Genomic DNA, 13,045 nt, shown 5'->3' with positions numbered 1-13,045 from the left:
GCGGTATTGCGGCTCAACGCAGTACGGGCAGCACCGGGATCGTGGAACGGCCGGTAGCGGTCTCGATGAAGGTGGCCGGATCCGGTACCGCCGAGAGGATTTCGACGGTGCGGCGTAGTGCGGCGGCGGGCGCCTGATCACCGCCGACGGCCGCGATCAGGTCCAGCAGATGCGTGGTGGCCTCGACGATGATGACCTGGATCAGCGCGCCGAAGCTGACCGTGCCGATCGTCGGATCGGGATGGGCGACACCGGCATTCGGATCGACGCCACGGAATTCGGCGATCACCTCCGGCCCGTCGGTGACGAAACGCCCGATGAGCGTCTCGGGTCCGGCCGCCGCGGCCTCCCGGGCCAGTTCGGCGTTCTGCTCGGCCGCGGTATGGGCGACCCCGCCCGGCAGATTGTAGATCCGCAGCATCTGAGCCCCGCTGATCACCGTGGGCGACTCCACCCGCGGTCCACGCAGCAGTTCCAGCACCCGCTTGTCCGGTGCGAGATGCGCGACCAGATCCTGAACGCTCCACCCCGGCAATCTGGTCGGCGCGGCCCACTCCTCGGGCGTCAGCGCCGCGACCCGCTCACTCCAGGCGGCGAAGATCTCCTGCAATACCGTGCTGTCCATCGCCTACCCCTCATGCGCTGGAAATCTGCCCGATCCCAATGCCAGCAACCCGGGCGGTCGGCCACGCAAGCGGTTATCGGCGTTTCGGATCGATCGGGGTCAGCGCGGCGGTCGCAGTCGCACCGGAAGTTCGGTGAGCGTGGGGAATCCGAAGTTGTGATGCCAGATCAGCTCCGATGCCGGACGCGCCAGGCGCAGGTCCGGGAAGCGCTTCAGCAGCGCGGAGAATGCGACGGTCACCTCCATGCGGGCCAGGGGCGCGCCCACGCAGAAATGGGAGCCGTGGCCGAAGCCCAAGTGCTGACCGGCGTCGCGGTCGATGTCGAGGCGGCCGGGGTCGGCGAAACAGACCGGATCGTGATTCGCGGCCGCCAGGGCGATGTGCACGAATTCGCCCGCCGGAATTTCCGTGTCGCCGATTCGGACGGGTTCAGCGGTGTAGCGGATGGTGGAGAAATGGATCGGTCCGTCGAATCGGAGGAACTCCTCCACGGCGGCGGGCAGGGCCGCGGGGTTCGCCTGCAGCGCATGCATCAGGGATTCGTCGCGCAGTAGCGCGAGGGATCCGGTGGTCAGTAGATCCACCGTTGTTCCGTGCCCGGAGATCAGCAGCAGAACCGACATGTCCGACAGCTCGTTCGCGGTGAGGCGGTCGCCGTTGTCCCGCGCGTGGACGAGTTCGGAAAGTAGATCCGTGCCGGGATGGACGCGCTTTTCCTCCGTCAATTTTCGAAGGTAGGTGCGTATCTCGCTAATCGCCTCTGCGCGTTCTTCTCCGGTGATCCTGAACATTTCTGTGGCCCAGTGCTGGAATTGTATCAGATCGGTTCGGGGTATTCCCAGCATTGCGCAGATCATTCGGACCGGAAGTGGTACGACGAATTTCTGGAGGAGGTCTACTTCATCGTGCCCGGACATTTCGTCCAGCAGGGAATGAGTGGTTGATTCGATATGCGGTTTCAGGGTGGCAACGGCTTTGGGGGTGAAGGCTTTGTTGACGAGTTTTCGCAATCGGATGTGCTCGGGTGGGTCGCTGTTGACCATATTGTGGTCGAGTTTGGTCAGCGGCGCATTTTCCGAAGCCATCGGGCATTTGCGGCGAAAGGTCCGCGCGATTTCGTCCGCGCTTTTTCGCAATCGCGAATCGCGGAGTGCGGCCCGCGCCTCGGCGTAACCGATGATCAGCCAGCTCACCACGCCCTCGGGGGAGTGTATGCGCAGCACCGGACCCCGCTCCCGCCAGCGCCGATAATATGCGTGCGGATCCGCGTAGAAGCCGCTGTCCAGCGTCTCGATCGAATCCTGCGTCCCGGTATTCACGATTTCCCCCTCGCCGTCGTTCGCGACCATGCTCCGAACAATTCGGCATGGTACGGGTGGGGACATCATTTCCGCATCATTGCGGTGTAACCGGCCGCATCTTCTCGAAAACCACCCCTCGACCGGTGTGACTCACATACGCTTCACAGACGCCTGAGACCCAGGCGAAATCAAAGGACACACTCACAACCGGAGGTGGAGTCATGACACTTGTACGCATGGTCAAGCGAATGAAGCAGCAGAAGAGTCTGAAGAAGTACGCCTGGTACGGGTGGATCTGACCCTTTGTTGCACTCGCGCCCGAGGGTTCAACCTACCGGGCGCGAGTCCCATTTGCCATCCGGGAGATCGTCATGTCCACACGGCACGCCGCGGAGAGTGCGCGGTCCATTGTCTTCGCTCCCCGAATCGCCGAGCTTTTCGAGAAATACCGTGGCCAGGACCTGTTCCGTCTGGAACCCGACACCATCGGAATCGCGGGCGCCGACCTGATGGACGCGGTGCTCGCCGCCAGACCCGCACGGCCCGACGAACGCCCGACCTTCAAACCGGTACACCGGCGATCGGTCAGCCGCACCGACGCGTCCACATTCATGCGGGCCGTGAGCGCCGATGTGCGAACGGCTTTGAAAACCCCGCTCGAAACCGATGACCGGTTGACCGGAATCTGGCCGCAGAAGGCCCACGATTACATTCGCGACCTGGTGTTCGGTCATGAAGACGTCCGCTTCCGCATCCTCGTGGACCGCCGACTCGAGCTGACCCCGAAACTGACCTGGTCGGCGGTGACCTCGGGCGCCGCCCTCATCGGCAGAACAACCTCGGACCGTCCGCTGTCCAAGTTGGCGACCCAGGTCTTCGGGGCCGACAACTTCCGCGACCGCCGCTACGCCATGTACCTCTACCGCCGAGTCGCGGCCCCCGTCTGCTTCACCGTAGCCGCCCTGGCCACCAGCGCCCTGTGGCTCGCATCCCCGCTCTCCCCGGAAATCTCGAACCGCAATATTCTCCTGGAAACCCTGCGTCTGCTCCCGCCGTCCTGGAATCTCCTGCGCCTGAAGGGTCGCGAATTCGAACCCCTCCATCCCCGGATCAACCCCACCGACGACCTCCTACTCCTCCCGCTGCTGAGCCACCGCGACCCCCGACTCTGGCAGTCCCCCAACAACTTCCACCCCGACCGCTGGAACACCCTCGACCCCGAATCCCACCCCGGCTACCTCCCGTTCGGCCCCGCCTCGGAACGCTGCTGGGGCCGCCATATGGTCATGCCGCTGGCCGAGAGAATCCTCGACATCGTGCGCCGAGACGGGCTTCGGGTCAGCGCGGAGCAGACGGTGGGCAAGGTGGAGCTGGACGGCTTGCTCGAGATCGCCTCGGTGCGTGTGTGCGCGCCGGATTCCTCAGTGGCGTAGCGGTATTCGCGCACGACCGTGGGGGTTCGCGTGTCGATGTACGCCGGAATCTGTCGGTGCCCTGGATTAGTGTCCGGGCGGTGAGCAATCGCATGGCCGGATTCACCTACGCGCGGGTGCGAGTGGGTGAGGTCGCGCTCAATGTCGCGATGGCCGGCGCCGGAACGCCGGTCGTGCTGCTGCACGGTTTTCCGCAGACTCATCTCGCCTGGCGGCATGTCGCGGCGGACCTCGCGCGGGATCACCTGGTGGTCTGCCCGGATCTGCGTGGGTACGGCGACAGCGACAAGCCGGTAGACGGCGGCCGCGGGGACGCCTATACCAAGCGCGCGATGGCCGCCGATGTCGTCGCCATCATGCGCTCGCTCGGCCACAGCCGGTTCGCGCTCGCCGGACACGACCGTGGCGGATTGGTCGCCTTCAGAGCGGGTTTGGATCACCCCGAGGCGATTTCGCACCTCGCGATCCTCGATGTGCTTCCGGCGGCGGACATGTGGGCCGCCCTGTACGGAACCTCCGGCATCTTCGCATTCCATCTGTATCTGCTCGCACAGCCGAACGACCTCGCCGAACGCATGATTCGGGCCGACCCCGACCTGTTCTTCGGCCACTTCCTCGACACCTGGACCCAGGCGCCCGACGCGATCCCCGACCCCATCCGCCGCGAATACCTGAACGCCGCCCGCACCCCGGAGGCCATCGCGGCGATCTGCGCCGACTACCGAGCGGGCGCGTACGCCGACAACCATCACGATGAAATCGACCGCGCCGCGGGCCGACGGCTGCGCATGCCGGTCACCGCGCTCTGGCAGGACCCGGGCGAGGCCGTCCTCCCGTTCGACCCGGTCGCGATCTGGTCCGGCTGGGCGGACGATCTCCGCACCGCCACGGTGACATGCGGTCACTTCCTGCCGGAGGAACGACCCGCCGAGGTCATCGGGGCACTGCGGAACCTTTTGCGGCGTGGGTAGCGGTGTTCGGCAAGCCCACGCGGCGGTTCGTTCGCGCTCCCATTCAAGCCTCCGAGGCGGAGCCGAGCAGATCCCAGCGGTTGCCCGAGATATCGAGGAAGACGGCGACCCGGCCGTAGGGCTCGGTGCGCGGCTCGGTCACGAATCGCACTCCAGCGGAACGCAATCGGTGATAAGAGGCGGCGAAGTCACCGACACGAAGAAAGAACCCGACCCGCCCGGCCGTCTGATCACCCACCGCCCGCCGCTGCTGAGCCCCATCCGCCCGAGCGAGCAGAATCCCGGTAACCGCCCCGGGCGGCCGAACAACCACCCACCTCTTCGCCCGCCCATCATCGGTCAACGCGGGCGAGTCCTCGACCAACTCGAATCCGAGTGCCCCGACGAAGAACTCGATAGCCGTGTCGTACTCCTCGACGACAATCGTGACCAGTTCCAGATGCACCCGGTGAGCCTAGGCTGATGGTCGAGGTTCACGTAGGTCAGCAGCCCATCGTGTTGCTCGCCGAATGTCATCGTTCGTACGGCGGCATCGGGATTGACGGCATTGATGGAGGCCCCGCTCCATGGGCGGACAAGGCTTGCTTGGGAAGTGAGTCGAGGCTTTCGCGGGCCGTGGTCAACGCGTCGGAATAGGACTGGTCGAACAGTTCGCGGTCTTCGCGGAGCAGCGCCGACCGTATGTTTTGTGGTGACGCGCCGGGGCGCTGCGGAACGGGCCTGCGGTGTCGGTCAGCTGGGGATCGCGGTCAGTTGGCGGATTCGGCGGGCGGCCTCGAGGATGCCGAGGATTCGGGAGCCGGGGAGGCCGATGGAGGCTCCTATGGCGGCGGGGGTCCAGGATTCGTCGGCGAGGGTGAGGACCTCGGCCAGCTGTTCGACGGGGAGTTTGGACAGGCGGCGTTCGGAGATTTCGCGAGCTACCGCCCAGACTTCCACATCGTCGATATCGGCTGCGAAATCCTCGGTTTCGTCGAAGGAGGGTTCCGGGTCGAATTCGTCGTGGGCGTCGTCGAGGTCGGGAGCGGGGGCGCTCACGGGATAGCGGCGGCGGGTTTGCGGGGCGTCCACCGGGGCGTCCTCGAGGGACAGTTGGGTGGCGCGCTCGATCGCCTCGTGGGTGCGGGATTTGGCCGCGGGCTCGGCCGGAGTGGTCGGGCGGCGAGTGTAGGGGTGTTCCGCGCCGGCTGTCCGTTTACTCGAGGAACGGATCTGCGTGGGCGCCGGTACTTTTCCCGCGCCGCCGGTGTCGGGTGTGGGATCGGCGTCCTCGGCGTCGAGCGCCTCGACGCGGCGGATGTGACCGTCTCGGTTGGTGGGCTCCACGGTGTCCCCATGGACGTGGCCGCTGTGCGGATCGATCTTCATGGGATCGGTTGCGGCATAGCCGTTATGGGCAGCCCGCTCCGTCGTCTCCTGTGAGTGGTTCGCGTCGAGCTGGGCGTCCCCATAGGTCGTGCGGCCGTTGCCAACGACCGGGCCCGCGACCGTATAAGGGTGGCCATTGTGAGTGCCTTCCGCGGGATCGGTTGCGGCATGGCCGTTGTAGGTCGCAATCCGTCCCAGGGCCGCCTGCGAGTCATACACGCCGGCGCGAGCGGAGTCGGCGGGATGTGAGTGACCATTGCGGCCCTCGGCGGCCGACGGGCCATCGCCGTTGCCGGAGATGGGTTCGGCTGTGGGATGCGCGTGGCCGTTGCGGGTTTCGGGCTGCTCGGTGATCGTCCAACCGCCGTTGCGGGTGGGCGTCTCGGCGGATTGCCCTGTCGCCGCGCGGAAGTGGTTCACGTCGAGGTCGGTGGCGTCGGTGGTGGGATGCGTGTGGCCGTTGCGGGCTTCGGGATGTCCGGCGATCGTCCAACCACTGTCGTGGGCGGCCGTCTCCGCGGGTTGGCCCGGCGTCTCCTGCGGGTGGTGCAGGTCGAAGTCGGTGGGATGCGTGTGGCCGTTACGTCCTTCGGACTCTCGCGTGGCCGACGGGATGTCGCCGTCGTGGGCGACGGGTGCGGAGGTGGGATACGGATGGCCCTTGGCATCGGGCTGTGCGGGGATGGAATGGCCGAAGCCGTTGTGATGTGCGGTGGGATGGATGTGGCCGTTGCGCGTTGTGGCCTGTGGCGCAAGGGGATACGTGTAATCCAGGCTGGTGGTGGGCTGCGACGCGTGGGGATACCCGTGACCGTTGTGGGTGGACTCGGGGGAGTAGGTGTGGCCGTTGCGCCCCGTGGATTCGGGCGCGTGGGTATGCGTGTGGCCGTTGCGAAGGGCGGGCTCCGACGCGTCGGAGTACTGGTGGCCGTTGTGGATGGTAGGCAACGAGTTCGAGTGGGCATGTGATGCGTCGAGTGGTGTCAGCGGGTGACTGTGCGGCGAAGTCGAAGACAAGGCACCGAGGGAGCGAACGGCGAACTCCGAATCCGTTGCGGTGATGGCCAGATCGCCCCGTTCGCTGGGCATCACCCTGGTCCCGGGCGAATCCTCTTCCTGGATCGGCACGCTATCGATCAACTGCGCATACCGCGCCGAAACCCAGGCGTGCAACCAGATCACAACCCCGACCATCACCGGCGCCACCGCCGCCTCGGCCGCGCGGGACGGGGCGTGGGCGACCAGATGCGGGCCGGCGTTCAGCGCTATGGTGACGCCGAGTAGGGCGGCCTCCAGGAAAACGACCTTGCCCCGGGCGATTTCGCGGCCCCAGCGGGCGGCCGTGGTGGCCACCACCATGATGGCGATGATGGGGATCGAGATCATTGCCTCGAAGCCGTAGCTGAGCCAGTAGAGCGGATCACGCAGATCGCCGCTGGGGACCAGATTGTGCTGGACATTGACGCCGGACCAGAGCATGCCGAGGATGACCACGCCGATCAGGGCGCGCGAGGTCCACTCGGCGCGGCGGTACAACTGGGCAAGGCGCGCATCGGGATTGGAGACCCGGCGGCGGGCCGCGAGGGCGCGGCGGTGCCAGCGCAGGTCGGCATCGTCGGCGCGGCGCACGGACAGGGAGACGCGGCGGTCGCGCTTCTCGGCGGACAGTTCCGCCACCACGGCCCGGCGGCGCTGACGGCGGCGCTGGGCGCGAATCCATTCGGCCAGTTCGCGTTCGGCGGTGATCTCCGCCTCGGACAGCTCGTCGAACAGCGCCGGATCGGTCTGCAGCGGCAGTTTGCCGCGCGCGGTCGCGACCCGCTGCGCCAACGCCTCGATCTCGGAACTACCGGACTCGTATTTCATGGCCTCGCTCCGCTCGGCGGTGTGGGTGCGGTTTCCGCGTTGCAATGCCTGAGGTGATTACTCGAACGTATGTGTGATCGAGGTGAGAGTAATCCGTGACCTACCCGTGGTCAATGCTGCAACCGAACATCAGTTCGGTGTCGCACCCGAAAATGCGCCGCTACCGGCAATTTTGGATTTTCAGCGAAACGCCGTATGCCACGCCAGCGCGGCGGCCAACGCACCCGCGCCGTTCAGTGACCAATGCAGCGCGATCGGCGCGAGCAGACTGCCGCTGCGTCGCCGCAGCCAGGTGAATACGGCCCCGGCCGCCGCGGTTGCCGCCACGGCCAGCGCGATTCCCGCGATCTGTCCGGCGACGCCCCCGCCGAGAATGCCGCTCAATCCGCGATTACCGCTGGTCAAACCGAGTGACGAGGCGATATGCCAGAGGCCGAAAAGCAATGACCCGGCCGCGAATACGCCCCGCACACCGGACGCGCGGTCGAGCGCGCCGTGCAACACGCCGCGAAATGCCAGTTCCTCGGGAATGGCGGTTTGCAGCGGAATGACGATCATCGAGGCGACCAGCGCCCCGGAAATGGTGGCATAGCGGTCGGCCAGAAAGAACGGCCGCGTGACGGGCAGTAGTGCGCCGATCGCGACCGCGGTCAGCACGATGCCCACCGACGCCACCGCGTACAGCGTCCCGCGCCGCCACTGTCGCGGCGACAGGCCGAGTTCGGCCCAGCCGAGCCCGCGCCGACGCATCATCACCACCAGCGTCACCGCCGCGAGCGGGACGGTGACGATATTCGCCCACGCGGAGGTGAAGTGGGCGATCAGATTCGTGCACGCCAGGACGAGGACAACGACCGCGACGTCGATCCAGGCGTGCAACCGGTGCGGCGTCGTGCCGTTATCGGTTCGAGACATCGCGGCCAGTCTACGTTCATTCGCTCGAAGTGTGCGGGCTCGATCGATCACACCCCCGAAAACTGGGCCTTGCTCTATATGTATACGTCTACGTATAGTCGTCATCGGAACGGGATGACAGCCCAATGACGGGTTGCCCTCGACGCAGCGGGCGGTTCACCGGCGTTCCGGCGCACGGGACCCGCGTGCGGCATCGATCAATGAATGCGCACTTGCGCAGTCCTGCATGAATGGAGAAATCATGACCACCGAACCGCAGCAGCCCACCGTGCTCGACGCCGCGGCGATCGAACCGGGATTCGGCGAGGTCGTCCTGAAGGACGGTCCGGGTGGCCTGCGCGCCAAGCGCTTCGTCGGCCGTTTCCTGACCGAATCGAAGGATTACGCCAAGGCCGGTATCGAGGTGACCAAGGTCTACCGCAGCCGCAAGGGCAAATTCGTTGTGCAGCACCAGGTCGCCGAGTGGGCCGAATTTCCGCAGCGTTCGGATCTGATCTCGGAGTTGAAGGCGGATTGGCGCAGCTGGCGCAACGTGTTCGGCGTCGGAACCGACGAGCCGGAGTGGGGCGACTACACCGTCGAGATCGTCGACACGGTCGACGAACTGCGCGACAAGGTTTCGCCGAAGCTGTACCGCCGCGTCGCCGCCGCCGTGGAAACCCCGAGCACCGAAGACCTGGATATCTGAGCGGGGATCCGCGCGGAAAGGTAACCCGATATGTTCGCAGGCCTGGGCCGCCTGGTCGTCCGCCATCCGTGGTGGACGATCGGCCTGTGGGTCGTAGGTATCGTCGCCGTGCTGGCGACGGCGCCGAAACTGACCTCAACCACCGACCAATCCGACTTCCTGCCGACTCATTACGAGTCGATTCAGGCAATGCAGTTGCAGGAGAAGGCATTCCCGCAGAGCTCCGCCCCTGCCGCCATCCTCGTCTTCGAACGGGCCGACGGGGCGGCGCTCTCCGATGCCGACGTCGCGAAGGTCGGGGCCGTCACCACCGCGCTGGCCGACGCCCATCTGGCCGATGTCACCGCGATCCAGGCGGTACCGCCGTCGGACAATCGCCTGATCCAGATCGCGGCGGTGCAGATGACCAAACTCACCGGCGCCGGTGACACCCGGCAGGGCGATGCGGTCAAGGAATTGCGAAACGCCCTGCGCCCCAAGCTGGAAGGCACGGACCTGCGAGCAGGCGTGACCGGACAGGCGGCGCAGGGCCTGGACGCACAGGAGTCCTCGACCAAGGGTCTGGCCATCATCGGCATCGTCACCGTACTGCTGATTCTGGCGCTGCTGCTGGTCATCTTCCGCAGCCCCATCATCGCGCTGCTGCCGATCGTGGTGATCGGTGCGATCACCGGCGTGGTGAACGGGTTGATCGGTTGGGTGAGCAAGGGTTTCGATCTGAAGATCGACAGTTCGATCAGTTCGATACTGCTCGTCGTGCTCTACGGCGTGGGCACCGACTACATCCTGTTCCTGATGTTCCGCTATCGCGAAAGACTGCGTGCCGGAGAGGATCCCAAGACCGCGATGATCAGCGCGGTCACCCGGGTCGGCGAGGCGATCACCTCGGCCGCGGGCGCGGTGATCATCGCCTTCATGGCGCTGACGCTGTCGACGCTCGGACTGTTCCGCTCCCTCGGCCCGGCCCTGGCGATCGCGGTGGCCGTGGCGCTGCTGGCGGGGCTGACCCTGGTTCCCGCGGTGGTATCGCTGTTGGGCGCCAAGGTGTTCTGGCCGTCGAAGGCGTGGAAGTCGGAACCGCGCGGGACGCGGTTCGCGGGTCTGGGTTCGGCGCTGGGTCGGCGGCCCGCGGCGTTCGCGCTGGTCTCGGGTCTGGTGCTGATCGGCCTGGGCGGATTCGCGTTCGGATTCAATCCGACTTTCGATCTGACCTCCGGATCGACCTCCAATGCCTCCGAATCCGTTGTGTACAGCAAGGAATTGCTCAAGGGTATGCCGGCGGGCGTCACCCAGCCCTCGGACGTTCTGTTGCGTTCGCCAGGGCCGCTGACCCAGGAGCAGCTGTCCGCCTACCGCGACTCGCTACAGGTGTCAGGGGTCGGTCAGGTCGCCGAACCCATTGTGTCCCAAGACAAAACGGTCGCCGACTTCAAGGTCACGCTGGCTACCGCGCCGGAATCGGATGCCGCGATCGATACGGTGCGAGGTCCGCTGCGCGACGCCGCGCATGCGGCCGCGCCACCCGGAACGACCGCCGCGGTAGGGGGTTTGACCTCGGTTTTCGTCGATTTCCAGGATGCGATGAAACATGACTACACGATCGTGTTCCCGGTAGCGGCGATCCTGATCATGATCGTGCTCGCACTGCTGCTGCGCAGTCTGGTCGCGCCGTGGTATCTGATGGCCTCGGTATTCCTCGGCTTCGCCGCGACTCTGGGTGCGTCGGTTCTGGTATTCCAACGGCTGCAAGGGCAGTCGGGGCTGATCTTCACGCTGCCGGTGATCATGTATCTGTTCGTGGTGGCGCTCGGCACCGATTACAACATCCTCATGGTGGCCCGGTTGCGGGAAGAGGCGCGCGAGGGCAATGAGCCGAAGCGCGCGGCGGCGCTCGCGGTGCGACATACCGGGCCGACCATCGCGGCGGCGGGCGTCATTCTGGCCGGTACCTTCGCGTCGATGATGTTGGCGGGCAATACGGTGTTGTCGCAGATGGGATTTGCCATTTCGGTCGGGATCGCGATCGCGGCCTTCGTCATGGCGATGTTCTTCACACCCGCGTTGACCGCGCTCATCGGGCATCGGGCGTGGTGGCCCGGGCATGGCGACGCGGTGCGAGAACCCCGGCGGGAGAGGAAATCTCAGCCGGTGGCGTGAATTCGCTGATGCGGGTCGTCCGAATGGGCGGCCCGCATCGTCATGTTCCGGGTCCGGCCCAGCCCTCTGGATCGGTCCACGCCTGCAGCGTTCGGGTGGTATGGAAGGTACGCGGTTCGCGGCTGATCGGGTCGATGAATCGCAATGTGGCGGCGAGTAATTGGAGGGGGCGGGTGAAATCGTCGATCGGGCGATCGGTGATTTCGGGATAGAAATCGTCGCCGAGGATGGGAATGCCGAGGCCGTTCATATGCAGGCGCAGTTGATGGGTACGGCCGGTGTGCGGAATGAGACGGTAGCGGGCCGATTCGCCGCGATGCTCGAGTAGTTCGATCCGGGTTTCGGCATTGGGCTCGCCGTCGACCTCGAAGGCGCGCAGGACATTGCGCTCCTTGACGATTCGACTGCGGACCGTGCGGGGGAGTTCGAGGTCGGGATCGTAACGGGCGATCGCCTCGTATTCCTTTTGTACGCGCCGCTTTTGGAACATCGTCTGATACGCGCCGCGCCGGGCCGGATTGACGACGAACAGCACCAGTCCGGCGGTGGTGCGGTCGAGGCGGTGGGCCGGGATCAGATCGGGCAGGTCCAGCTCGCGGCGCAGCCGGACCAGGGCGGTCTGCAGGATGTGCCGGCCGCGAGGGATGGTGGACAGGAAGTGTGGTTTGTCGACGACAAGAAGATCCTCGTCGCGGTGCACGATGGTGATCGGGAAAGGGACCTCGGTCTCCACCGGCAGATCGCGGTGGAACCAGATCGCGCCGCCCGGGACGTAGGGCGCGTCGGGTGCGATCGGGCCCTCGAGGTCCACGATCGCGCCCTCGGCCAGCATCTGATCGATCCGCTCGGCCGGGACGCGGGGCAGTCGCTCTACCAGGTGGTCTCGGATGGTCGGCCAGACGCCGTCCTCCGGAAGCCGCAGCCGCGCGGGATCCAGTCCGTGCCGCTTACCCAGTGGCGGCTGCTGCCTGCGTCTCATCGGCTATGACAGTAGCTGGGCGGTAGCGCTGGTCAGAATCCGCGCAGGCGTTCGGGGGTGATGCGGATCAGGGTCGAGTAGTCGGGGTAGAACCCTTCGGGTGTGTAGCCGATGCGCGTCATCGGCTCGCGGTACTTCTTCGTGTACGCGTCGAGTTCCGCCGGGCCGAGACCAGCCGCGTCGATACGCGCCCGTCCGGTCAGCACGGCCACCTCGCCGCCCTCGCCGGTGCTGTTGAGATTCAGCGAGACCCGCGGATTGGCCGTGACATTGCGCACCTTGGCCTGGCCCGGCTTGCTGAGGATCAGCACCTCATCGCCGTCCCAGAGAAACCACACGGGATTCGGCTGCGGCGTCCCGCTGTGGCCGACCGTGGTGAGCCAGACGACCTCTTCCCGATCCAGCCGCGCGGCGACATGCGCGCCGAATTCGGTTCCGGTATCGACCACCTGTGCCATGACCGCCTCCTCTGTAGAAGATGTCCGCGAGCGACAACACCCCTATCGCGGAAACCATTCCACCCCTGCCCCGGGCCTGGCGGCCCGGGGCAGGGGATATTGAGGAGGCGCTGCCGGGGGTGTTGGGGAGGCGCTGCCGGGGTGTTCAGGAGTGCTGTCGCGGGCGTTGAGCAGTGTGTTGTCGGGAAACCCTGGGGCGCGCTGTTTGAGGGCGTCGTGGCGTTCACCCGGGGACCTCGTCCCTTATTCCCCGGGTGAACTCCGCGGTGCGCCGGAATTCGTT

General features: G+C 66.1%; 12 protein-coding genes and 1 pseudogene. 5 read left to right on the top strand and 8 right to left on the bottom strand.

Translation table 11 applies throughout. The annotated features are described in order from the left end of the window. Positions 1–13: 13 nt before the first annotated feature. Positions 14–625: a maleylpyruvate isomerase N-terminal domain-containing protein gene (locus NP4_RS27365; RefSeq protein WP_068003734.1), complete on the bottom strand. Its 612-nt coding sequence runs from the start codon at positions 623–625 to the stop codon at positions 14–16. Between the two features lie 99 nt (positions 626–724). Beyond that, complete coding sequence (locus NP4_RS27360; RefSeq protein WP_068003732.1) at positions 725–1,975, bottom strand: cytochrome P450 family protein; 1,251 nt, start codon at positions 1,973–1,975, stop codon at positions 725–727. A 173-nt stretch (positions 1,976–2,148) separates the two neighbouring features. Between NP4_RS27360 and NP4_RS43455 the strand changes: the two genes are divergently transcribed. The 3 genes from NP4_RS43455 to NP4_RS27350 all read left to right on the top strand — a co-directional run bounded on the left by NP4_RS43455 (position 2,149) and on the right by NP4_RS27350 (position 4,331). Next, positions 2,149–2,226, top strand: a complete 78-nt coding sequence (locus NP4_RS43455) for a tryptorubin family RiPP precursor (RefSeq protein WP_218023992.1) — start codon at positions 2,149–2,151, stop codon at positions 2,224–2,226. A gap of 72 nt (positions 2,227–2,298) precedes the next feature. Continuing rightward, the gene (locus NP4_RS27355; RefSeq protein ID WP_068003730.1) at positions 2,299–3,360 is read left to right on the top strand and encodes a cytochrome P450; all 1,062 of its coding nucleotides are present in this window, start codon (positions 2,299–2,301) and stop codon (positions 3,358–3,360) included. Positions 3,361–3,440: 80 nt separating this feature from the next. Beyond that, positions 3,441–4,331 carry an alpha/beta fold hydrolase gene (locus NP4_RS27350; protein ID WP_114755773.1) on the top strand — a complete coding sequence of 297 codons (891 nt, stop codon included), beginning with the start codon at positions 3,441–3,443 and terminating at the stop codon, positions 4,329–4,331. A 43-nt stretch (positions 4,332–4,374) separates the two neighbouring features. Here the strand turns inward: NP4_RS27350 and NP4_RS27345 are convergent, their stop codons facing one another. The 4 genes and pseudogenes from NP4_RS27345 to NP4_RS27335 all read right to left on the bottom strand — a co-directional run bounded on the left by NP4_RS27345 (position 4,375) and on the right by NP4_RS27335 (position 8,480). Then, positions 4,375–4,776: a VOC family protein gene (locus NP4_RS27345; protein WP_068003727.1), complete on the bottom strand. Its 402-nt coding sequence runs from the start codon at positions 4,774–4,776 to the stop codon at positions 4,375–4,377. Between the two features lie 67 nt (positions 4,777–4,843). Then, positions 4,844–5,035: pseudogene (locus tag NP4_RS42805) on the bottom strand (DUF6247 family protein); the annotation flags it as partial. A gap of 28 nt (positions 5,036–5,063) precedes the next feature. After that, the gene (locus tag NP4_RS27340) at positions 5,064–7,565 is read right to left on the bottom strand and encodes a hypothetical protein (protein WP_147288021.1); all 2,502 of its coding nucleotides are present in this window, start codon (positions 7,563–7,565) and stop codon (positions 5,064–5,066) included. 180 nt (positions 7,566–7,745) lie between these two features. After that, positions 7,746–8,480, bottom strand: coding sequence for a CPBP family intramembrane glutamic endopeptidase (locus NP4_RS27335; protein ID WP_068003723.1), 735 nt, complete (start codon positions 8,478–8,480; stop codon positions 7,746–7,748). Positions 8,481–8,721: 241 nt separating this feature from the next. Here NP4_RS27335 and NP4_RS27330 point away from each other — a divergent pair, with 241 nt between their 5' ends. Together NP4_RS27330 and NP4_RS27325 are read left to right on the top strand one after the other, a co-directional pair. Further along, complete coding sequence (locus tag NP4_RS27330) at positions 8,722–9,168, top strand: EXLDI protein (RefSeq protein ID WP_169813814.1); 447 nt, start codon at positions 8,722–8,724, stop codon at positions 9,166–9,168. A gap of 30 nt (positions 9,169–9,198) precedes the next feature. Further along, on the top strand, positions 9,199–11,325 hold the full coding sequence (locus tag NP4_RS27325) for an MMPL family transporter (protein ID WP_068003720.1): 2,127 nt from the start codon (positions 9,199–9,201) through the stop codon (positions 11,323–11,325). Positions 11,326–11,365: 40 nt separating this feature from the next. Here NP4_RS27325 and NP4_RS27320 read toward each other — a convergent pair whose 3' ends face one another. Both NP4_RS27320 and NP4_RS27315 read right to left on the bottom strand, forming a co-directional pair. After that, positions 11,366–12,304 (bottom strand): RluA family pseudouridine synthase, encoded by a 939-nt coding sequence (locus tag NP4_RS27320; protein WP_068003717.1) that lies wholly within the window; start codon positions 12,302–12,304, stop codon positions 11,366–11,368. Between the two features lie 32 nt (positions 12,305–12,336). After that, positions 12,337–12,762, bottom strand: a complete 426-nt coding sequence (locus tag NP4_RS27315; protein WP_068003715.1) for a TIGR03667 family PPOX class F420-dependent oxidoreductase — start codon at positions 12,760–12,762, stop codon at positions 12,337–12,339. Between the last annotated feature and the right edge of the window lie 283 nt (positions 12,763–13,045).

The sequence above is a fragment of the Nocardia pseudobrasiliensis NBRC 108224 genome (assembly GCF_001613105.1).
Classification (GTDB): domain Bacteria; phylum Actinomycetota; class Actinomycetes; order Mycobacteriales; family Mycobacteriaceae; genus Nocardia; species Nocardia pseudobrasiliensis.
The sequence above is the reverse complement of the archived record's forward strand: the minus strand, read 5'-3'. Positions and strand labels throughout refer to the sequence as shown.

Coding starts and splice junctions, on each gene's coding strand:
- NP4_RS27355 (WP_068003730.1), top strand. CDS start 2,299: ATGTCCACACGGCACGCCGCGGAGAGTGCGCGGTCCATTGTCTTCGCT.
- NP4_RS27365 (WP_068003734.1), bottom strand. CDS start 625: ATGGACAGCACGGTATTGCAGGAGATCTTCGCCGCCTGGAGTGAGCGG.
- NP4_RS27360 (WP_068003732.1), bottom strand. CDS start 1,975: ATGGTCGCGAACGACGGCGAGGGGGAAATCGTGAATACCGGGACGCAG.
- NP4_RS27340 (WP_147288021.1), bottom strand. CDS start 7,565: ATGAAATACGAGTCCGGTAGTTCCGAGATCGAGGCGTTGGCGCAGCGG.
- NP4_RS27335 (WP_068003723.1), bottom strand. CDS start 8,480: ATGTCTCGAACCGATAACGGCACGACGCCGCACCGGTTGCACGCCTGG.
- NP4_RS27315 (WP_068003715.1), bottom strand. CDS start 12,762: ATGGCACAGGTGGTCGATACCGGAACCGAATTCGGCGCGCATGTCGCC.
- NP4_RS27330 (WP_169813814.1), top strand. CDS start 8,722: ATGACCACCGAACCGCAGCAGCCCACCGTGCTCGACGCCGCGGCGATC.
- NP4_RS27325 (WP_068003720.1), top strand. CDS start 9,199: ATGTTCGCAGGCCTGGGCCGCCTGGTCGTCCGCCATCCGTGGTGGACG.
- NP4_RS43455 (WP_218023992.1), top strand. CDS start 2,149: ATGACACTTGTACGCATGGTCAAGCGAATGAAGCAGCAGAAGAGTCTG.
- NP4_RS27320 (WP_068003717.1), bottom strand. CDS start 12,304: ATGAGACGCAGGCAGCAGCCGCCACTGGGTAAGCGGCACGGACTGGAT.